The 21,318-nt window shown below is 28.7% G+C and carries 26 protein-coding genes and 1 riboswitch; of the genes, 23 read left to right on the top strand and 3 right to left on the bottom strand.

The window, feature by feature from the left end:
- The first annotated feature begins 101 nt into the window (after nucleotides 1–101).
- A complete protein-coding gene (locus Q326_RS0103030; RefSeq protein ID WP_026894049.1) occupies nucleotides 102–1,760 on the top strand; it encodes a M20/M25/M40 family metallo-hydrolase in 1,659 nt (552 codons plus the stop codon).
- A 24-nt stretch (nucleotides 1,761–1,784) separates the two neighbouring features.
- Here Q326_RS0103030 and Q326_RS0103025 read toward each other — a convergent pair whose 3' ends face one another.
- On the bottom strand, nucleotides 1,785–2,042 hold the full coding sequence (locus Q326_RS0103025; protein ID WP_026894048.1) for a cysteine-rich small domain-containing protein: 258 nt from the start codon (nucleotides 2,040–2,042) through the stop codon (nucleotides 1,785–1,787).
- Nucleotides 2,043–2,227: 185 nt separating this feature from the next.
- On the opposite strand from Q326_RS0103025, the gene Q326_RS0103020 reads away from it, so the two are divergent.
- The 11 genes from Q326_RS0103020 (at nucleotide 2,228) to Q326_RS0102970 (ending at nucleotide 12,663) form a co-directional block, all read left to right on the top strand.
- Entirely contained in the window at nucleotides 2,228–3,439 is a 1,212-nt protein-coding gene (locus Q326_RS0103020) for an NAD(P)/FAD-dependent oxidoreductase (protein ID WP_026894047.1), read from the top strand.
- 145 nt (nucleotides 3,440–3,584) lie between these two features.
- Nucleotides 3,585–4,121: an FmdE family protein gene (locus Q326_RS0103015; protein WP_026894046.1), complete on the top strand. Its 537-nt coding sequence runs from the start codon at nucleotides 3,585–3,587 to the stop codon at nucleotides 4,119–4,121.
- 24 nt (nucleotides 4,122–4,145) lie between these two features.
- Entirely contained in the window at nucleotides 4,146–5,966 is a 1,821-nt protein-coding gene (locus Q326_RS16480) for a YgiQ family radical SAM protein (protein WP_034600919.1), read from the top strand.
- A 102-nt stretch (nucleotides 5,967–6,068) separates the two neighbouring features.
- Nucleotides 6,069–6,878 (top strand): nitroreductase family protein, encoded by an 810-nt coding sequence (locus Q326_RS0103005; RefSeq protein WP_026894045.1) that lies wholly within the window; start codon nucleotides 6,069–6,071, stop codon nucleotides 6,876–6,878.
- A gap of 71 nt (nucleotides 6,879–6,949) precedes the next feature.
- Nucleotides 6,950–8,143: a patatin-like phospholipase family protein gene (locus tag Q326_RS0103000; RefSeq protein ID WP_026894044.1), complete on the top strand. Its 1,194-nt coding sequence runs from the start codon at nucleotides 6,950–6,952 to the stop codon at nucleotides 8,141–8,143.
- A 120-nt stretch (nucleotides 8,144–8,263) separates the two neighbouring features.
- Entirely contained in the window at nucleotides 8,264–9,145 is an 882-nt protein-coding gene (locus Q326_RS0102995) for a DUF5685 family protein (RefSeq protein WP_026894043.1), read from the top strand.
- The gene (locus Q326_RS0102990) at nucleotides 9,129–9,737 is read left to right on the top strand and encodes a J domain-containing protein (protein ID WP_026894042.1); all 609 of its coding nucleotides are present in this window, start codon (nucleotides 9,129–9,131) and stop codon (nucleotides 9,735–9,737) included. The genes Q326_RS0102995 and Q326_RS0102990 overlap by 17 nt, the downstream gene beginning before the upstream one ends.
- A gap of 22 nt (nucleotides 9,738–9,759) precedes the next feature.
- Nucleotides 9,760–10,299, top strand: coding sequence for a hypothetical protein (locus Q326_RS0102985; RefSeq protein ID WP_026894041.1), 540 nt, complete (start codon nucleotides 9,760–9,762; stop codon nucleotides 10,297–10,299).
- Between the two features lie 14 nt (nucleotides 10,300–10,313).
- The gene (locus tag Q326_RS0102980; protein ID WP_034600917.1) at nucleotides 10,314–11,309 is read left to right on the top strand and encodes a D-cysteine desulfhydrase family protein; all 996 of its coding nucleotides are present in this window, start codon (nucleotides 10,314–10,316) and stop codon (nucleotides 11,307–11,309) included.
- Between the two features lie 200 nt (nucleotides 11,310–11,509).
- Complete coding sequence (locus Q326_RS16475) at nucleotides 11,510–12,436, top strand: ComEC/Rec2 family competence protein (protein ID WP_034600915.1); 927 nt, start codon at nucleotides 11,510–11,512, stop codon at nucleotides 12,434–12,436.
- Nucleotides 12,437–12,450: 14 nt separating this feature from the next.
- On the top strand, nucleotides 12,451–12,663 hold the full coding sequence (locus Q326_RS0102970) for a DUF3006 domain-containing protein (RefSeq protein WP_026894039.1): 213 nt from the start codon (nucleotides 12,451–12,453) through the stop codon (nucleotides 12,661–12,663).
- A 6-nt stretch (nucleotides 12,664–12,669) separates the two neighbouring features.
- On the opposite strand, the gene Q326_RS0102965 is transcribed toward Q326_RS0102970, so the two are convergent.
- A complete protein-coding gene (locus Q326_RS0102965; RefSeq protein WP_205687636.1) occupies nucleotides 12,670–14,043 on the bottom strand; it encodes an MATE family efflux transporter in 1,374 nt (457 codons plus the stop codon).
- Nucleotides 14,044–14,201: 158 nt separating this feature from the next.
- Between Q326_RS0102965 and Q326_RS0102960 the strand changes: the two genes are divergently transcribed.
- Nucleotides 14,202–14,645, top strand: coding sequence for a hypothetical protein (locus tag Q326_RS0102960; protein WP_026894037.1), 444 nt, complete (start codon nucleotides 14,202–14,204; stop codon nucleotides 14,643–14,645).
- 14 nt (nucleotides 14,646–14,659) lie between these two features.
- Entirely contained in the window at nucleotides 14,660–15,199 is a 540-nt protein-coding gene (locus tag Q326_RS17820; RefSeq protein ID WP_026894036.1) for a DUF2284 domain-containing protein, read from the top strand.
- On the opposite strand, the gene Q326_RS0102950 is transcribed toward Q326_RS17820, so the two are convergent.
- Nucleotides 15,188–15,367, bottom strand: a complete 180-nt coding sequence (locus tag Q326_RS0102950; protein ID WP_026894035.1) for a hypothetical protein — start codon at nucleotides 15,365–15,367, stop codon at nucleotides 15,188–15,190. The two genes, Q326_RS17820 and Q326_RS0102950, sit on opposite strands and share 12 nt — an antisense overlap.
- Nucleotides 15,368–15,475: 108 nt before the next feature.
- Between Q326_RS0102950 and Q326_RS18435 the strand changes: the two genes are divergently transcribed.
- The 9 genes from Q326_RS18435 (at nucleotide 15,476) to Q326_RS0102905 (ending at nucleotide 21,317) form a co-directional block, all read left to right on the top strand.
- Complete coding sequence (locus Q326_RS18435; RefSeq protein ID WP_156936231.1) at nucleotides 15,476–15,634, top strand: hypothetical protein; 159 nt, start codon at nucleotides 15,476–15,478, stop codon at nucleotides 15,632–15,634.
- 229 nt (nucleotides 15,635–15,863) lie between these two features.
- Nucleotides 15,864–16,037 carry a hypothetical protein gene (locus Q326_RS18430; protein ID WP_156936230.1) on the top strand — a complete coding sequence of 58 codons (174 nt, stop codon included), beginning with the start codon at nucleotides 15,864–15,866 and terminating at the stop codon, nucleotides 16,035–16,037.
- Between the two features lie 25 nt (nucleotides 16,038–16,062).
- Nucleotides 16,063–16,236, top strand: coding sequence for a hypothetical protein (locus Q326_RS18640; protein WP_169733567.1), 174 nt, complete (start codon nucleotides 16,063–16,065; stop codon nucleotides 16,234–16,236).
- A 222-nt stretch (nucleotides 16,237–16,458) separates the two neighbouring features.
- Entirely contained in the window at nucleotides 16,459–17,079 is a 621-nt protein-coding gene (locus Q326_RS0102930; RefSeq protein WP_026894034.1) for a DedA family protein, read from the top strand.
- A gap of 23 nt (nucleotides 17,080–17,102) precedes the next feature.
- Nucleotides 17,103–17,777: a TIGR01906 family membrane protein gene (locus tag Q326_RS0102925; protein WP_026894033.1), complete on the top strand. Its 675-nt coding sequence runs from the start codon at nucleotides 17,103–17,105 to the stop codon at nucleotides 17,775–17,777.
- Nucleotides 17,778–17,805: 28 nt separating this feature from the next.
- A complete protein-coding gene (locus tag Q326_RS0102920; protein WP_156936229.1) occupies nucleotides 17,806–18,735 on the top strand; it encodes a restriction endonuclease in 930 nt (309 codons plus the stop codon).
- 20 nt (nucleotides 18,736–18,755) lie between these two features.
- Nucleotides 18,756–19,721, top strand: a complete 966-nt coding sequence (locus Q326_RS0102915) for a P1 family peptidase (protein ID WP_026894031.1) — start codon at nucleotides 18,756–18,758, stop codon at nucleotides 19,719–19,721.
- Between the two features lie 48 nt (nucleotides 19,722–19,769).
- Nucleotides 19,770–19,868: riboswitch (THF riboswitch) on the top strand.
- A gap of 69 nt (nucleotides 19,869–19,937) precedes the next feature.
- Entirely contained in the window at nucleotides 19,938–20,717 is a 780-nt protein-coding gene (locus Q326_RS17815) for a folate family ECF transporter S component (protein WP_051531041.1), read from the top strand.
- 18 nt (nucleotides 20,718–20,735) lie between these two features.
- A complete protein-coding gene (locus tag Q326_RS0102905) occupies nucleotides 20,736–21,317 on the top strand; it encodes a flavodoxin family protein (RefSeq protein WP_026894030.1) in 582 nt (193 codons plus the stop codon).
- Nucleotide 21,318 lies beyond the last annotated feature (1 nt).

The following is a 21,318-nucleotide window of genomic DNA, read 5'->3' as shown; positions in this document are numbered from 1 at the left end:
ATCAAATATGTTTTATGGAAATAAAAGCAGGAAAGCAATTATATTTATAGAATAAATATAAAAGTGTAATTTAATATATTATTATATGAGGGGGAGCATATATGTACTTAGATTGTTATGAAGATATAAAAAAATTGACTACTCAATTAGTAAAAATACCTAGTATAGTAAGGGAGCCAGGGGGAGAGAGTAAATGTGCTCAAAAGATATATGATTACTATATGTCATTGAATTATTTTAAAGAGCATCCTGACAGAGTAAAGATGGTAAAAACAGAAAATGATGAAATAGACAGACATAGTACCTATGCATATGTAAAGGGTACCAAAGGTAATTCTAATAGGACTATAATTCTAATAGGGCATTTAGATACTGTGGGAGTAGATGACTTTGGTACTATAAAGGACTATGCATTTTCACCTGAAGAATTACCTGAAAAATTGATTGAGCTAAATGTAAGTGAAGAAGTGAAAGAAGATATTCGTTCAGGTGCATATATGTTTGGAAGAGGAGCTTTAGATATGAAATCAGGGGTAGCAGGACATATGTATTTAATAGAATATTTTTCTAAACACCCTGAAGAACTAGACGGTAATATAATTGCTTATGCTGAATGTGATGAAGAAGATAATTCCCATGGTATCATAACAGGATTAAAAGAGTTTAAAAGATTAAAAGAAAAGGAAGACTTTCAATATATAGCGTGTATAAATGCCGATTATTCTACTGGATATACATCAGAAGATATTAATAGATATATTTATTTTGGAAGTATAGGAAAGTTATTACCATCATTTTATGTTACAGGGAAAGAAACCCATGTGGGACAAGCATATGGTGGCTTAGATCCAAATCTTATAGTGGCGGAGATTACTAGATTAATGGAGCTGAATACTGATTTATGTGATGAAGCTCAGGGCGAAGTAACTATACCTCCCATGTCTTTGAAGCAGTCAGATTTTAAAGACAAATATACTGTACAGACGTCATTAGCTGCATATTCATATTATAATTTTTTTACCCATAGTATGTCTCCAGCAGATGTTATAAATGTGAGCAAAAAAAAGGCAATAGAGGCATTTGATAATATAGTAAAATACACTAATGATTCTTACAAAAAATATTGTGATATGAGTGGAGTAGAATATAAAAAATTGCCATGGAAAACAAGGGTATATACCTGGGAAGAATTTTATAATATGCTTAAAGAAGAAAATGGAGAGGAATTTACTAATTATATCTATAATTTTGCTGAAAAATTAAATAAAGATGAGCCATTGTTAGATTTAAGGGTATTTAGCACAAGGGTTATTGAGGAAGCCTGGAAATGGGCTAAAGATAAATCGCCTGCAATAGTAGTATATTTTTCTTCTACATTTTCTGCAAGAATAGAGATGACAGGAAAGACAAATAAAGAGAAATCATTATTAGATGCAGTTGAAAAATCAGTAGACTATGTACAGTCAAAATGTGACAACCCAATAAAGATTCGTATGTTTTATCCCTATATATCCGACTCAAGTTTTATGGCATTAAGTGATGATATAGAAAGTATAGATAAGCTTGGTAAAAATATGCCTGCATGGAAGACAAAATATTTTTATAATGTTGATGATGTTTTAGAAATAAATGTTCCTGTAGTAAATATAGGTACATTTGGTAAGGATGGTCATAAAATTACAGAAAGGGTAGATATGAAATATACCTTTGAGAATGTTCCCAATATAACTTATAATGCTATAAAAAAACTTTTAGATTAAAAATAAGGTCTGATATATCAGACCTTATTTTTCACTACCAAGAGCTATGACATCTTTTATTTTTGACATTATATGGTCATATCCCTTTTTACTATGGGGGATATTACAATTGCTACAATCTTTAATGCCATCTTTATAGTCGAAATTGCCGCCACATTTATCTTTAAGGGCATATAATGGACAGAAACAGAATAAACAATTAAAATCATCTTCCTTTAAACCTTTATGACATGGAAAATATTCACATTTTTTATTTTGGAAAAACTTATAATTATGACTCAATTTAATCAACTCCTTTGACTTTTATAAAATATATCTAATAAAGATTATACCATAAAGGACGAGCAATTTTATTTAAAAAATAAAAACATGATTAATATAGGGTTTACAGGGTAATAGTAATATGTACTTAAAATTGAATAAAACTTAGAAAAAAATATAAATATACATAAATAGGAGGTAAACTAATGGACAGTAGAATAGACACTAAATATTTAATAATTGGAAATGGGATTGCAGGACTTTCAGCAGCACAAGAAATTTATAAAAGGGATGAACAGGGAAAGGTTACTATAGTTTCTTCGGAAGAATATTTGACTTATTATAGAGTAAAACTATCTCATTATATAAGTAAAAACTTTGACAATAACGAGTTAATGGTAAAAAAAGAAGGTTGGTATAAAGATAAAAATATAGATATAATATTGGGCAGTATAGTTGAAAATATAGATACAGATAATAATGTAGTAAAATTAGATGATGGAAGAGAGTTAAGATATGAAAAACTGTTGTTAGCTAATGGTAGTAGACCTTTTGTACCACCAGTTGCAGGAAAATATAAAAAGGGTGTATTGGCCCTTAGGACACTTAAAGATTTAAGATATATAAAGAATTATTTTGAAGATTGTAATAGCGTAACAGTTATTGGTGGAGGACTTTTAGGACTTGAAGCTGCATGGGCGATAAAAGAATTGGGCAAAAAGGTTAACGTGGTAGAATTTTTTCCATATTTATTACCTAGACAATTGGATGAAGAATTGTCTAATAAATTTAAATATATCCTAGAAAAAAAAGGACTAGATTTCTATTTAGGTGCAGCTGCTGAAGAAGTACTGGGAGAAGAAAAAGTAGAGGGATTAAAAATAAAAGATGGTCCTGAGATAAAAACTGATGCCATATTATTTTCAGCAGGTATAAGATCTAATATAGGGATAGCAGAAAAGACAAAAATTGATGTTGGCCGGGGTATAAAAGTAGATAATTACTTGAGAACTAATATTGACAATGTATTTGCTGCTGGTGATATTGCAGAAGTAAACAGTGTAACATTAGGACTATGGACAGCTGCAAACGAACAAGGAAAGATAGCGGGAATAAATATGACAGGTGGAAGTAAGGAGTATAAATTACCAGAGCCATATACAATGTTAAATATAGCTGATACCTCATTATTTTCTGTAGGGGATGTAAAAGATTTTGATGATGTAGTAGAGTTTAATGACGACGAAAATGCTGTATACCATAAGCTATTCTTGAGAGATAAGAAAATAATCGGGGCAGCCCTTATAGGAGATATATCTAAAATGGTAAAGGTAAAAAATGCAGTTAACAATAATTTAGATATATCACAGGATTTAGAAAATGGATTGGGATTTAAGGATATAGTAGGTAAATTTTAAGGAGAGATTAATTTTCAACTTTTATTTTATACCTTTATTATAATTGCATGTCTGGTAACAATCTGAGCATAGGTGGTTTACTCCTATGCTTTTGTCTTTGATATATGCTATAATATATTGAAAATATTTTCAAGGAGAGATATGTATGAATAATAAATTATGGAATGAATGTGCTAGATTCCACGGACATAAGTGTCCTGGACTTGCTATAGGATTTAAGGCATGTGAATTGGCAATAGAGAAGCTGAATATAAGATTTTCCAATGACGAAGAAATAGTATGTGTAGTTGAGAATGATGCATGTGGAGTAGATGCTGTTCAATATATAACAGGATGTACTTTTGGTAAAGGAAATCTTTTATTTAAAGATAGAGGTAAACAGGCGTTTTCCTTTTTCAACAGAGATAATGATGATAGCATAAGATTAGTATTTAAAGGTATTGAATATGATGGTAATAAAGAAGGAAAACAAAATTTTATACTTAATACCCCAGCTACAAAGCTTTTTGAAATCAAAAAACCTGAATTTAATGTTCCACAGAGGGCAAAAATATTTAAAAGTATAGTATGTGAATCATGTGGTGAGTTAGCAGCAGAAAGCAGAATAAGAATACAAGATGGAAAAAAGGTGTGTTTAGATTGTTATGAGCATTACGATAGAGGCGGTAATATAAATTTTTAGATTAATGTAGACAGGGTGATAGACTTGAAAAATGATTTTTTACCTATTAACAAATCTGATATGAGAAAGAGGCAATGGGAACAGTTGGACTTTGTAATCGTTTCAGGAGATGCCTATGTTGACCATCCTAGTTTTGGTACAGCTATAATAGCTAGAGTTTTAGAAGATGCAGGATACAAAGTAGGTATAATAGCACAGCCTAGTTGGACTAATATTGGAGATTTTAAAAAATTTGGTAGACCTAGACTGGCATTTTTAGTTACCGCAGGGAATATGGATTCTATGGTAAATCATTATACAGTAAATAAGAAAAGAAGAAAAAAAGATTCATATTCTCCAGGAGGAAAAGGGGGATTAAGACCTGATAGGGCTACTATAGTATACTGTAATATGATTAGACAGGTTTTTGATAATATGCCTATAATAATAGGTGGAGTAGAGGCCAGTCTCAGGAGGTTTGCCCACTATGATTATTGGAGCGATAGAGTAAGGAAATCTATACTCTTTGATAGTAGTGCTGATTTACTAGTATATGGTATGGGAGAAAAGCAGATAGTAGAAATAGCAGAAAATCTTGAGTTTGGTATAGACGTTAAGTATATAAGACATATACCTGGTACTTGTTTTATAATAGATAGCTTAGAGGAAATTTATGATTATATTGAAATACCAGGATTTGAAGAGGTATCAACAGATAAAATTGAATATGCCAAAGGATTTAAGATTCAGTATGAAGAGCAAGACCCAATAATAGGAAATACATTGGCTCAAAGGCATGGAAATAAATATGTAGTTCAAAACCCTCCAGCCAAGCCTCTAAGTAGAGAAGAGTTAGATATAGTCTATTCACTTCCATATATTAGAAAATATCATCCCATATATACAAAACAGGGTGGCATTCCTGCGATAGAAGAGGTGAAATTTAGCATAACCAGTTCAAGGGGATGTTTTGGGAGTTGTTCATTTTGTGCATTAACATTTCACCAAGGTAGGATAGTACAGAGCAGAAGTAAAGAATCTATCATTAGAGAGGCAGAAGAAATTGTAGAGGATGAGGATTTTAAGGGATATATTCATGATGTGGGAGGACCTACAGCTAATTTTAGAAGGCCTGCATGTAAGAAACAGCTTTCTAAGGGAAGTTGTAAAAACAAACAATGTTTATATCCGTCTCCATGTACAAATATGGAGGTAGATCACAGGGAATATTTAGATATATTAAGATCATTAAGGGAATTAAAGGAAATAAAAAAAGTATTTATAAGGTCTGGGTTAAGATATGATTACATTATGGCTGATAGAGAAGATATCTTTTTAAAGGAACTTTGTAAGCATCATATAAGTGGTCAATTAAAGATAGCCCCTGAGCATATATCTAAAGATGTATTATATTATATGGGCAAACCTAATAAAGAAGTATTTAATGCATTTATACGTAAATATAAAAAAATTAATAAATCATTGGGCAAGGAGCAATATTATATACCTTATCTAATGTCTAGTCATCCTGGAAGCACTATAAATTCTGCTATAGAATTGGCAGAGTACTTAAGGGATTTACATTATCAGCCAGAACAGGTACAAGATTTTTATCCTACTCCGGGGACACTATCTACTACTATGTATTATACTGGTATAGACCCGAGAACTATGAAATCTGTATATGTACCAAAATTAAAGGAAGAAAAGCAGATGCAACGGGCATTATTGCAGTTTAGTAATCCAAAAAATTATAATTTAGTGTATAAGGCATTAATAAAAGCAGGAAGAAGAGATTTAATAGGATTTGGTCCTAAATCACTTATTAAGCCAAAAAAAAAGAAAGCTAAAAAAAGAAGGCGTTGAAAAAATTATTATAAATTTTAATAAAAATATAATAATTTGTGATTTTATAGATAAAGTAGTGGTATATATATTATATATTTACATATGAAGGAGGTCATTATAATGTTATTGACAAAGTTTTTGGAAGGTAGAAGGTCTACAAGAAAGTTTAAAAAAGAAGTTGTTGATAAAGATATACTAGATCAATTGATGTATTATGGAAAAAAGATAGAGGAAGAATATGGTGAAGATAGGGTAGAATTTAAATTATTTGAAGAAGGTAATAAAGTATATAGTAGTTTAAAAGGATTAGGAGGATATGCAGGTGTTATGATAGAAAGTCCTCATTATATAGGGCTTCAGATAGATGATAGAGATAAAGAAACTGTCATGAGGGCCGCATATTCTATGGAAGAGTTATCTACAAAAGCTGAAGAATTAAAATTAGGAACGTGTTGGGTAAATCTAATGGAAGTTTCTGAACAAGTTAAGACAGAATTACTTGAAGACAAAAATAAGAAAATAGATTATCTATTGGCTATTGGATATCCTAAAGAGCAGAGCAAAATATTTAAATCAACCAGTTCAAGACTTTCTATAAAGGATATAGTATTTTATCAGGAGTGGGGCAATGTCATCGATATGGATCTATTAGAACAAAGAGGGTTAAACGATTTGTTCTATTATGTAAGGTATGCGCCATCAAATAAAAATAACCAGCCTTGGAGATTTATACTTAAGAATGATAAAGTGGTGTTAGCTGTAGTAAACCCTGATAATGTAGAAAATTTTACAGATATGGGAATAGTAATGTATTATTTTACTGAAATGGCAAAGGCTATAGGCGTTAACAATAGATGGAATATTTTGGATTGTAATAAAGAAGCAGCAGGAGATATAGAATACTGCATAGTAGGAGAATATAATATATAATACATCTAACTGCAAGGTTAACCTTGCAGTTTTCTTATAGATAATCAATATAACTAAAGGAAGTGAGTAATATGATAGGATTAGTCCTTGAGGGTGGTGGAGCCAGAGGTGCTTATGAAATTGGTGCTGCTAAGGCTATCTATAAAGAAGGGTATAATATCAATGGAGTAACTGGAACTTCAATAGGTGCATTGAATGGGGCAATGATAGTACAAGGAGATTTAGAAAAGGCTTATGATATGTGGTATAATATTTGTCCATCTAAAATATTTGATATAGATGAAAAGCAATTAGAAGATATAAAAAAATTAGACATAAATATAGATAATATAAGCTATATAATTAATAAAGCTAAAACAGTATTGTATAACAAAGGTGTAGATACAAAGTTAATTAGAGAATTGCTTAAAGATAATATAAATGAAAGGAAGATAAGGAAATCTAATAAAGATTTTGGAGTGGTGACTTTTTCTATTTCTGATTTAAAGCCTTTAGAACTATTTATTGAGGACATTCCTAGGGGAAAATTAGTTGAATATTTAATGGCAAGTGCTAACTTTCCAGTATTTAAAAGGGAAAAAAGTGGAAAAAAATTATTTGTAGATGGAGGAATATACAATAATCTTCCACTGAGCATGCTTGTATCAAAGGGATACAAAGAGTTAATAGCTATAAGGGCCTATGGTCCTGGTAGATATAAAAAGATAGATGAATCTCAAATAAATGTAACCTATATAAGTCCTATAGAGGATTTGGGAGGTGTATTAGACTTTAGTACAGTCAGTGCCAGGAAAAATCTTCAATTGGGATATTATGATGCCATTAAAGTAATAGAAGGATTAAAAGGTAGAAGGTATTATGTAAGAACAAATGAGAAAGAGGACTTCTTTTTAGATTATCTATTGAATATTGAAAAAGAAAAGATAGAAGATTTAGGTAATATATTAGGGTTTAAAGGTATAGCTCATAAAAGAATGCTCTTGGAATATATAGTACCTAAGCTATGTAGTATATTAGATATTGATGAGAACATGGGCTATTCAGACATAGTAATAAATATATGGGAGCTGATGGCAGAAAGGATAGAAGTTGATAGGTTTAGAATATATAATGCAAAAGATTTTTTAAACATTATAAAAAAGTCAAGATTTGAAAATAAAAGAAATAATAAATTAAATATACCAGAGTTCATAAGAAAAAATGACTTTTTCACTAAAGTAGCTAAAGATAGAATAATTGATGAAATATTAAGTGTATTATTTTGATATCAGTGTATTAATGTATAAAAATCATAAACTAATCATTGCCTACAGATAGATTTTAAAATAAAATATATTTGTGGGTCTTTGTTAAACAACTAATTATTTAAGAAATGAGGTAGTTTTTTGTTTGGGTATGTATTTCCATATAAAGATGAATTGAAAGTAAGAGAATATAATATGTTTAAAGGATATTATTGTGGACTGTGTAAGACTATAGGTTCTGAATTTAATCAATTTATTAGAATGGGATTGAATTATGATATTACATTTTTATCGATACTATTATCTTCTATTCAAAAAGAGAGGCCTAAAATAGTATCTCAAGGATGTATAATTAATCCAATAAAAAAGAAACCTGTGGTATTATACAATGAAAGTATGTTATATAGTGCACATATGGGAAATATATTGACATATTTTAAATTATTAGATGATTGGAGAGATGAAAAGAGTATAAAATCTCTGATATTTATGTTGCCTTATAGATTATCTATTAAGAAATCGTTATATTTATATAATGATAAATATAAGGAAGTAAAAAGATGTATTAACGAGCTTTCAAAATTAGAGAAATTAAATTGTGATATAATAGATAAAAGTGCTGATACCTTTGGGAAGTTGATGGAGGTTTTAGCGGATCCCCCTTATATAACAGATGAAAGTACTAAAAGGATATTAAAATGGCTGGGATATAATCTAGGAAGGTGGATATATATACTAGATGCTTTTAATGACATGGAATTGGATATAAATAAAAAAAATTATAATCCAATATTATTGCAGTATAAATATGCAGGAGAAGAAATAGAGTTATTTAAGGATAGAGTGAAAGAAGATATTTTGTTTTCTCTTACATTCACCTTGGAAAATATGGGTAAATCCTTTGAATTATTAGATATAAACTATAATAAGGGTATATTGGAAAACATATTATATTTAGGTACTAGAAAAAAGATGGAAAAAATTCTTGGAATTGGAGGGTGTAACATTGGAAAATCCATATAAAGTTTTGGGTGTGAGAGAAGGAGCTAGTGAAGAAGAGATCAAAATAGCGTATAAAAAACTTGTAAAAAAATATCATCCCGATCAATATGCAAATAATCCATTGTCTGATTTAGCAGAAGAAAAATTAAAAGATATAAATGAAGCATATAATAAATTGATAAATAATAGAGGAAATACGGAAAGAACTAATAGCACAAACAATAGAGGAAATCAATGGAATACAAATGATAATAATATATATAATGATATTAGACGATGCATAGACGTAAATGATATTAGACGTGCCGATGCTCTTTTAGAAAGCATACAGGTTAGAGAAGGAGAATGGCATTTTCTTAAGGGAATAGTGTTTTTGAAAAGCGGATGGTATAATCAAGGATTAAATTATATACAAAATGCAGTCAATATGGATCCTCATAATGCGGAATATAAATCAGTTCTTAATAATATAATATCTAGAAATAGGGGATATAGAACTATGGGGAATACAAGGGGATATACTAATGCTTCAACATGTGATTTGTGTACATGTTTATGTTGTTCTGACTGCTGTTGTGAATGTTTAGGGGGAGATTTATTGACCTGTTGTTAATTTTAGAATATGGGGGAATTCTATGAATAATAATCCTTATGGAAACAACTCAAATACTAAAGTCAAAGGGTTAGCTTTTAGTGGTATAATAACTGTTTTAATTATAATAGGTCTTTATATTTCATCAATAACTCCCACAAATCGAATATTTTTCTTTTGCTTAAGTACAGTATTTATATCTATTGTATTGATAGAATATGGGACTAGATTATCCATAATATTGTATGGGTCATCTGCTATACTGGGACTAATATTAGTCCCAAATAAGCTTATTATGGTGGCTTATATTATATTTTTTGGTTATTATGGTATATTAAAGTATTATATAGAGAGGCTAAATAATATTTTAATAGAATGGGTTATAAAGATAATTATATTTAATTTAGGGATGTTTTTGATATATGTGATAGTATTATATGCTATAGGATTAAAGGTAGATATATCTAAAATCTTTATAATAACTAATATAATTATAGGTGAAATTATATTCATTGTATATGATTATGTATATAGCATAATTATAACATTATACATAAATAAGTTAAGAAAAAAGATATTTTAAAAGGGGAGAATATAATGAAATTACCAAAGAAGTTAAGTTTAGCTAATTTGCCTACTAAAATAGAGAAGTTAGAAAGACTTTCTGAAAAATTAGTAGGTGGTCCAAATATATTTATAAAAAGAGATGACCAAACGGGGACAGAGATATCTGGAAATAAAATAAGAAAATTAGAGTTTTCTATAAGAGAAGCACTGGATGAAAATTCAGATGTGTTGATAACATGTGGTGGTATTCAATCAAATCATGCTAGGGCAACGGCTGCAATAGCTACAAAACTGGGGTTAAAATCTGTTTTAGTATTAAGGACTGATAAAGAAAAAGAAGATATAGATGGGAATTATTTTTTGGATAAGCTATTGGGAGCTGATATAAGATTTATTTCTTCTGAAGACTATAGTAAAAGAAGAACAGAAATAATGAATGACATAAAGGATAATTTAAAAAAAGAAGGACTTAGAGGTTATATTATACCAGAAGGAGCATCAAATGGTATAGGTAATTTTGGATATTATAATGCATTACTTGAAATACTTGATCAACAAAAAGAGATGAATGTTAAATTTGATATGATAGTGTGTCCAGTGGGTTCGGGGGCTACATATGGAGGTATGTTTTTAGCCAATAAGCTTAATAATACTGATTGTGAGATATATGGTGTAAATGTATCTGGTGATGCAAAACATTTTAAAGATGCCATATCAAACATTTTAAAAGAAAGCTTTACTTATACTGATGATGAGATAATAATTAATAAGGAAGAGATAAATATTATAGATGGTTATGTGGGGGGAGGATATGCAATTAGCCGTCCAGAAGAGCTTGAGTTTATATATAGTTTGGCAAAGCTTGAAGGAGTAATATTGGACCCAGTATATACAGGAAAGGCTATGTATGGACTTGTACAAGAGATTAAAAAGGGAAGATTTACAGACAAAAAGAATATTTTATTTATACATACGGGAGGACTGTTTGGGCTTTTTCCCAAAAAAGAACTTATGGAATTTAAGTAAGTTGAAAAGATTTATGGGTATTGTATACCTATAGGTCTTTTTTAAATCTAATATTATCTTTATAAAAATGATATGTAATTATAATGGTGTTGGTGATTGCTTAACAAATTTTGAGATTAAAAGGATGAAGAACCCAATATATTAGATGATGGTATAATGTATAAAGAAATTAAGATATTATTTATAGAAGGGAGACAAAGATGGTAAGCAGAAGAAAAAAAAGAAATATACTTATGATAATAACTTTAATACTTATTGTAATTGCTGGATGTTCTAATAAAAAAGTTACACAAGAGGATATTGATAGAATAGTTGGGCGAGAGAGCACTGATACTATTTTAAATGAAGCTAATATAGATTCAGAAGAAATCCAATCTGAGCTAATTGTAAGTTTTTTAGATGTGGGACAAGCAGATTGTATATTGATTGAACTTCCCAATGAACAAAATATGATAATAGATGGGGGCAACAGAGGAGATGGACCAGATGTAGTAAAATATATAAAAGATAGAGAAATAGAAAAAATAGATTATGTTGTGGCAACTCACCCTCATGAAGACCATATAGGTGGATTAGCTGATGTTATTTCTCAATTTAATATTGAAAAAATATATATGCCAAAGAAATCTGCTAATACTAAAATATTTGAAACATTACTAAATACTATAAATGATAAAGGGAAAAAAATAGAGAGAGCATATGGTGGAATGGATATAATAAATGATGAAAATTTGAAAGTAAATATTTTAGCTCCAAATTCTGATAATTATGATGAAACTAATGAATATTCTGTAGTAATTAAAGTGGTTTATGGAAACACATCATATTTATTTACTGGAGATGCAGAGCAAGACTCAGAAAAGGAAATGATAGATAGAGGATATAATTTAAAATCTGATGTATTAAAAGTAGGACATCATGGTGGGAGAACTTCTAGTACAGATGCTTTTTTGGATAAGGTAAAACCTCGATATGCTGTAATATCTACAGAAAAGGGTAATTCCTATGGTCATCCCCATAAAGAGGTATTAAATAGGCTAGAAGATTTAGGAACAAAGATTTTGAGAACTGATGAAATAGGAACTGTTGTGATAAAATCAAATGGAGAAGAAATATTTATAGATTAGGAGATTGATATAATATGAAGGGAGTAATAGATAGATTTGAGGGCCTATATGCTGTAATAGAATTGGAAAATGGAGAGATGAAAAATATTTTGATAGAAAAACTTCCATTAAGTGTTACAGAAGGAGATATATTGATAATAGAGAAGGACAAAATTTCTATAGATAAGCAAGAAAGTAAGAGAAGAAAAAAGAGGATTGAAAGATTGATGAATGAATTAATGGAGTAGCGTTCGCTACTCCATTTCTAGAAAGACATCTTTTAAAGTTTTTTTCAGCCAAAAGAATAGAAGAATAAAAGATATTACCTCAGAAAGGGGAAATGAGTACCAAACCCAGTCTAATCCACCTATTCTTACTAATATATAAGCAAAGGGCAATAGTAATATAATTTGTCTTGAAAAAGATAATATAAGACTGGGGACACCTTTACCTATTGCCTGGAAAGTAGTAGAGCCTATTATCGCAGGACCAATTATTGGAAATGCTAGGCTTATGGTTTTTAAAGCATTGGTACCTATTGATATAAGTTCTTCATTGTTTTTAGTAGATTCATCTACAAATAGAGTAACCAATTGTGTGGGCATAATCTGAAATAATATAAATCCTAAAAATGTAAATGTAAATCCTATCATAAATCCGTATTTCATAGTTTTTTTCATTCTATTGGGGTTATTGTGGCCATAATTATAACCTATTATTGGCATATACCCTTGATTTAGTCCAAATACAGGCATAAAAACAAAGGATTGTAGTCTAAAATATATACCTAATGCAGCAACGGCAGCTTCATTATAACCTCCTACTATTATGTTTAGTCCACCTATCATAAATGAAGCAAGAAATTGCATAGTCATAGCAGGAAGCCCTACAGCATATATATCTTTAATTATAGAAAAATCGAATTTAAATGCTTTCATATTAAGTTTGACTTGATTTCTGTTACTTAGAAGCATAATTATTATAAAGGATCCACTGATAATTCTTGACCCCACAGTGGCAATTGCAGCACCTTCAATGCCCAATTTTGGAAATTTCCATAATCCAAATATAAGTAATGGGTCAAAAATAATATTTAAAACGGAGCCTATTAGCATTGTAATCATAGGTATAAAGGTGTTTCCTTCACCACGAAGTATATTATTACTTATCATTGGTAGAAATAGGGCTGTAGAGCCGATAAAAATAATTCTTATATATCTTGTTCCATAATCTATTATAACTGGATTTTTAGAAAATAAACTGATTAATTCCTTTGAAAATAATGAACCAATTATTCCAAGTAATATTCCATAGATTACAGATATTATAAGAATATGTTCAGCAGCATTAGATGCCCTTTGGTTGTTGCCTTGCCCCAATAGTCTGGATATGAGAGAACTGGTACCGACTCCAGTACCTACAGCTATAGCTATAAGAATCATCTGTATGGGAAAAGCAATAGATAGGCCAGTTAATGCATCACTATTTAGGTGACCTATATAAATACTATCAACCACATTATATAATGCTTGAATAAGCATAGATATAATAGATGGTATGGAGAGTTTAAGTAACAAAGGAGCTACTGGTTCAGTACCTAATCTATTATTTAGGTTGTTTGTTGTCAAAATTTTACCTCCATTCATTAAATATCGTATGTAATTATATACATATACATTATAACAAAAAAATAAAAAGGTCAATTTTTTGGGAAAGGCATTGTAAAAACAATACTAAATGATAAAATATTAATTGAGAAAATATACAATAATTGAGGAGAGTAGTTATGCCGAATAAAAACAGACTAATTTATATGTTATTAGGTATGGGAATTGGAATTGTACTGACTAGCATAGTAGCAATTTTAAATCCAGTAATAAAATATAGGGATTATTCCCAACAAGATCTTGAAATGTTAGCTAGAGAATATATGATAGAAGAGATGAGGGAAAATAGAGATGAGGAGAGAGTAAGTGTAAAAACAAAAGTAGATAGACAGGATAGCAATACGAATGAAGAAATAACGGAGATTGAATTTGAAATTGATAAAGGAGAAAATAGCAAGGAAGTGATAGAAAAACTTTATGAAAAAGGCATAATAGAAAATGTAGATGATTTTACAGATAGGGTGGTTGAAAGAAACTTACAGAAAAGGTTTCAATATGGAATATATGAGGTAACTATTCCCATTGATTATGATTCTTTATTGGATAGAATAACTATAAAATAAAGGGGAAGTATATAATGATAAAAAGTATAATAGAATATGGATCCAAAGAAGGTATAAATAAAATAGTGCCCATTTATACAAAGGAACTTATATTTGATACTAAAGTAAGAGAATATTGCATTGAAAATAAATGCGGAAAATATGGACAAAATTTCATGTGCCCTCCTATAGTAGGAAGAGTAGAGGATATGAAAAAAGAGATATTGACTCATAAAGAAGGGCTTTTAATATTTTATGAAGTATATGCACAGGATGTAAAGAAGGAACATTTTATAAAAAAATCTGCCATTGAATTTCATAAAGTCATGCTAAAGTTAGAAAAGATAGCTAATTTAGTTGGTAATACCATAACTAGAGCTTATATTGCTGGTAATTGTAGATTATGTTTTCCTTGCAAAATAAAAATAGGATATGAGCATTGCCCATATCCCGAAAAAAGTAGGACTTCTATGGAGGCGGCTGGTATAAATGTAATAGAAACATGTAGTAACCTCGGCATAGATGTAAAGTTTGGTAATAATAAAGTTATATGGATAGGATTTTTATCTATCTAAACACCAAAATCCGCTTCCTCCACATAAGAATAAAATAATTACAATGAAGAATATCCAAAGTAATAGATTGCTTCCGCCGCATCCTATGAATTGAGATTCAAGTTCAGGTTCATGTTCATGTGCTATTTCTATACTTTCGTCTTCTATGGGAACCATTCTTTTATTCATACTTACTTACCTCCTTTAAAGCTGAATTCTTATTTACACTATATAGTATGAAAAATTTTAATTTACTGTTACTGATTTTAAATATATTATTCTGAATGGGGTGTTTTAGTGTCAGGAAAAATAATACTTTTAATGGGTTATATGTTAATATTACTAGGTAGTGGTATTATTTATTTTACTAAGAAGGAAGAAGCTAATAAACTAAGTGTTATTGGAGTATTTGTTGCTATATTAGGACTTGCTATATTTATATTAAGCAAAAATTGACAAATTAACTTTTGTGTATATAGAATGCAGTAAATAATTTTTAGTTGATATTATATATAATACATATTTTATAAAAGAGCTAATAGTTATGACTGTTTATATATTTTTGTCATAATAATAGTTTTTTTAACAAGAAGAGATGTTTTTGATAACATCTCTTCTTATATTTAAAGAATAAAAAAATCATATATGAGAAAAATAATATTATATTAGTTTTAAGGAGGATTTTATGAGTAATGAAAAAGATAAAATAAATACAATGACAAATAAAGATTATTATAATGACGTATATATGTATGGAATTAAAAATATTAAATATGATGAAGAAAATATTGAGCCAGAATCAGATGAAGAAGAAACAATGTTATTTGGAAATAGTTTGAACAATCTTTTTATGACTTAACAAATATAGGAGGGATGAGATTTATATGGATAATAATGTGGATTTTCAAAAAATAAAGGAGAATTTTAAAAAAGCTAATTTAGATGAAAAAATAAGAATATATACATCTACACAAGGTCTTACAGTAGAACAATTTAAAGAACTCTTAAGGCTATATCCTATTCAACATTTAGATAAATTAGAAAAAGCAATGGCGTAAAAGAATTATTATAAATATTCCTTTATTCTATGCACATCCAAGTTATAATTTCACTAACAGTTTAGGAGCCATGTATGGCTCTTCTTTTATTGTGTTTACGATTGAATTCTGTATAATATATGCATATAATAATATATTATAGGTTAATAAAAATAATTTATAGTTGAAAGGGTATATAAAATATAAACATAATTATTATAAATTTATGGGAGCATAAGTATAATGGAGAAAATAATAATCGAATTTGCAAAAGATATAGTACAATCTAATATATTATTGTCTTATATTTTCTTTTTCATATCACAATCTCTTCAGATACTATTTCCACCATATCCAGGAGATATGGTACTAATTTTAGAGGGATATCTTTCGGAATTAGCTGGTATGAACTATATATTAGTAAATATAAATGCTATAATGGCTACTTTTTTTTCATCAGTATTATTGTATAGAATAGGCAAAAAGGAAGAATATAAAATACTGAATTCTAAAATTGTAAAATATCTTTTTGATACTAAGAAAGTAGATAAATTAAGAAAACTTTTCACTAAAATGGGTGCTTTTGTAATAATCATTAGTAAATTTATTCCTGGTATTTTTTCTATAACTGTAATTTCCGCTGGAATATTTAAGGTAAAAAAAAGAAAGGCATATTTATCTATATTATCTATAACTGCTCTTCATCATATAATATTGATAGGACTAGGAAAATTATTGGGCGAAAATTGGACAATAATATTAAAAAAGATAGAAATATATAATAAATACTTATTTGTATTGGTAATTGTTATAATAATTATTTATTTTATTCTTATTAAAGTAAAAAGAAAATTATTTGAATAAAAAAGATACTAGGGGGAAATCATTTGAAAATTTCAAATAGAAATTTTTTTGGTCTGCTATTAGTGATATCATTACCAATATTTCTATTATTGCTAAGTATCGAAATAGCTTCATTTCAGATGGATTTTTTTGAAAAAAAGTATGAAGAATATAATATATCTAAAAGAACAGGTTTATCAGATAAAGATTTATTAGAGGTAACTGAAGCATTATTAGATTATTTAAAAGGAGAAAGAGAGGATATTATATTATATAAGAATATAAATGGTATAAAGAAGATGGTATTTGAAGAAAGAGAATTATTACATTTAAGAGATGTAAAAATTCTTTATAGAAATGGGTTTACAATAAAAAATACTACCTTATTATTGAGCTTAATTTCTTTATTCTATTTTATAGTATATAGAAAAAATAAATTTTATATGTACTTATTTATATCATCAATATTACCTATGATAATCATGATAGTATGTTCCATACTTATAAATACTGATTTTTATAAATATTTTGTATATTTTCATGAGATACTTTTTACCAATGATCTATGGCAGCTAAATCCAAATACTGATATTTTAATAAAAATGTATCCATTGAATTTTTTTTATAGTATAGCTAAAAATATATCTATATTATATATAAGTGAATTATTTATTTTGCTGAGTATATCTATTTATCTTATGAAAAAGCATAAATTTTAATATGGGAATTTAGGTGGAGTTTAAATTGATGAATAGTATTAAAAAATTAAAGATTAAAAATTATTACATAGAGAAATCTGGAGAAAGTAGAAATGTTATTGCACTATTTTTTGATAGATTGTTTATGCATATTTTAATAGCTACTATGCTGATATTATCTATATATTTTCTTATAGATACATTTGTTATTGGATTAATTATTTTTATTATTATTTTTTCTGTGTATATTAGTATAGTCTATTTTATATTAATGAAAATAGATAAAAAAAGGGCATCAAAGGTGCATAAGGATTTAGCAAAAAAAAAATTATTAATAAATCTTTCAAATAAGTCAGAAGAAGATTTTTCAAATTTTATAATAGAAATGTTTACTATTAAAGGATTTAAAATTGAAGACATTGAAAAAGATAATAAATTAGATATTATTGCGCAGTATAAAGGAGAGTCTATTGGTATAAAAATATTTCAGCGTGATAAGGAATATAAAGTAAATGTACGAGATATAAAAAAGATTTATTATAATATTAAAAAAAAAGGTATTAAAAAAGCTATAATTTTAACTATATCTTCCTTTGATATAAGCTGTAAGGAGTTTATTAAAAAAATCAATAAAGAGATTAGGATAAATTTAATAGATATAGATAAAATGATGTTAATTATAAAGGATACTAAGCAATACCCTTCTAAAAAAGAATTAGAAGAAATGATATTTGAGGAGTTAGAAGAAAAGAAAGACAATATAAAGTATCATTCTAAATACATATGTTCTAAAGATAAAATTTTAAAATATGTAATTATTTCTTTTATACTTTATTTGCTCAAGGATATTACAGTATTTAAGAATTACTATATTTACATGTCTTTGTTTTTGCTTTTTTTAGCCATAGGTGGAGTTATTAAATACATATATAGTATAATAAAGAAAAAGGAAGAATTTGATATCTTTAATAACTTTTAATATTAGAGGGAGGGAAAAATGTGGACAAGATTTTGTTTAATAATATAGAAGGTATAGCTGTAGGACATGCTGAAAGTGAAGAGGGTATTACAGGCTGCTCAGTTGTATTATGTCATGACGGAGCTACTGGAGGAGTTGATGTTAGAGGAGGGGCACCAGGCACTAGGGAAATAGCCTTATTAGATTCAACAAATTTAGTAGATAAAGTCCATGCCATATTTCTAAGTGGAGGAAGTGCTTTTGGATTAGATGTGGGAACAGGAATAATGAAATATTTAGAGGAAAGAAATATAGGTTTTGATGTAAAGGTGACTAGAGTTCCCATAGTATGTGGAGCGGTACTGTTCGATTTGAATATTGGTAATCCTAAAGTGAGGCCTAATGCAGAAATGGGATATAATGCATGCTTAAATAGCAATAATGTAATGAAATTAAGTGGAAATGTGGGAGCTGGGAAAGGAGCTACGGTTGGAAAAATATTAGGAACTGAAAGGTCTATGAAGGGTGGCTTAGGTACATATGCATTACAGATAGGAGATTTACAAGTGGGAGCTATGGTAGCTGTAAATTGTTTAGGAGATGTAATAGACCCCAATACAGGTGAGGTTATAGCTGGAGTTTTAAATAAAGAGAAGAATTGTATACTTAGTACAGAAGAAATACTTGTCAAGAATTATGATAACAATAAAAATGTATTTAATGGCAATACCACTATAGGGATAATAGCTACAAATGGTATATTTGACAAAGCTCAAGCTAATAAAATTGCATCTATGGCCCACAATGGATATGGAAGAACAATGAGACCAGCCCATACTATGTTTGATGGAGATACAATATTTACAGTTGCTACAGGAAAGGTTAAAGCAGATATAAATGTAGTAGGGATGTTATCAGCACATGTGATGGAGAGGGCTATAATAGAAGCAATAAAGGGAGCAGAGGCAATATCTAATTATAAGTGTTACAGGGATATAATAGAGTAGTATTTTACAAAGTATAGGATATATTGTAGAATAGTATTTGGATTTAACGACAGAGTAGATAAGGTGCGTGAAGTGTTAAGGGATGGGATGTTGCCCTTAAACGAAGAAAAACTTTGTTTTTCGCGATGCCTTATCGCATCCGCTGACACATTAAAGAAGCTTCTTTCTTTAGTGTGGTAGCAGAGCTGTCATACTAAAATGAAAGGGGTTTTTAATATGATAAGTGAAAGTAATAAAAAACAAGTATTATCTACCAAATATTTGGTAGGATCTAGTTTATTAACTGGAATAAGTATAATATTGACTAGATTTTTTTCAGTAATAGTTCCATTGGTAGGATTACCAGCATTAAGAATAGGATTTGGATCAATTCCAATAATGATATCAGGGATTCTCTTTGGACCTATAGCAGGAGGGCTTACAGGTATAGTTGCAGATTTATTAGGGGTTATTATTAATCCGCAGGGTGCCTTTTTTCCAGGGTTCACATTGAGTGCGGCATTGACGGGCATAATACCAGGTGTATTAGTTAAAATGTTTGAAAATAGGCTATTTAGGAGATTTAAATTTACTATAATAAATGGATTAACTATATCTACATTTATTATTATGGTATTTGGTATATTATTATCAAATGGTATCCTTAAGTTTAATAATAGCATCATATTATTTTACGATAATATAGTGTCTAATAAGCTTTTTTTTCTAGTAATTTTATTAGTTTTGACTATGGTAATATTACCTTTTTTTATAAGTAAAAGAAATAAGTTAGATTACTCAAAAGAAGGTTATCCTTTAGATAAAATAATTTTTATACAATCATTGACATATATAATAGTTTCTTTAGGGCTTAATACATTCTGGTTAGCAATGATGTTTAATAAAGGATATATGATATTTTTACCTGGTAGAATATTAGCTGGATTGATTGTCATACCACTTCATTCTACTATTATTTATACTATTTCTAAGTTTTTTAAGTATATAAAGGATTAGAAAGGGTGACTTTAAGATATGAAAAAAGTGTTAGCTATAATGGGCAGCCCTAGAACTATGAAAAATACAGATTATTTATTGGATTATGTATTATCCATCATGGAATCCAATCACATAAATATAAAAAAGGTAAACCTTAAAGATTTAAAGATATCTCCATGTACTGCTTGTGGTTATTGTGAAACTAAAGGAAGCTGTATAATAGAGGATGATATGATTTCTTTATATGATGATTTTAATAATAGTGATGTAATAATAGTAGCATCTCCTTTGTACTTCAACTCTGTTAGTAGTTTGACTAAAATTATGATTGACAGGTGCCAAGTATTTTGGAGTAGTAAATATATATTAAAAGAATCGTCTATTGATAGAAGTAAAAGTAGAATTGGAATGTTTATATCTGTGGGCGGGGCACCTTATAGAAAAGACCAGTTTTTAGGTAGTACAATGGTAATGGATTTGTTTTTTAAAGCTATAAATACAGATTATAAGTATAATTTTTTATTGTCTAATACAGATAAAATCTGGGTAGGCAAAAGGCAAGAACAATTAAGTTATTTAAAAGATATGACAAAGGAAATGTTAAAAGCCATAGATTGAA

Origin of the sequence: Clostridiisalibacter paucivorans DSM 22131, assembly GCF_000620125.1 — a bacterium.
Lineage (GTDB): Bacteria > Bacillota > Clostridia > Tissierellales > Clostridiisalibacteraceae > Clostridiisalibacter > Clostridiisalibacter paucivorans.
This window is presented reverse-complemented; position numbering and strand designations above follow the sequence as displayed.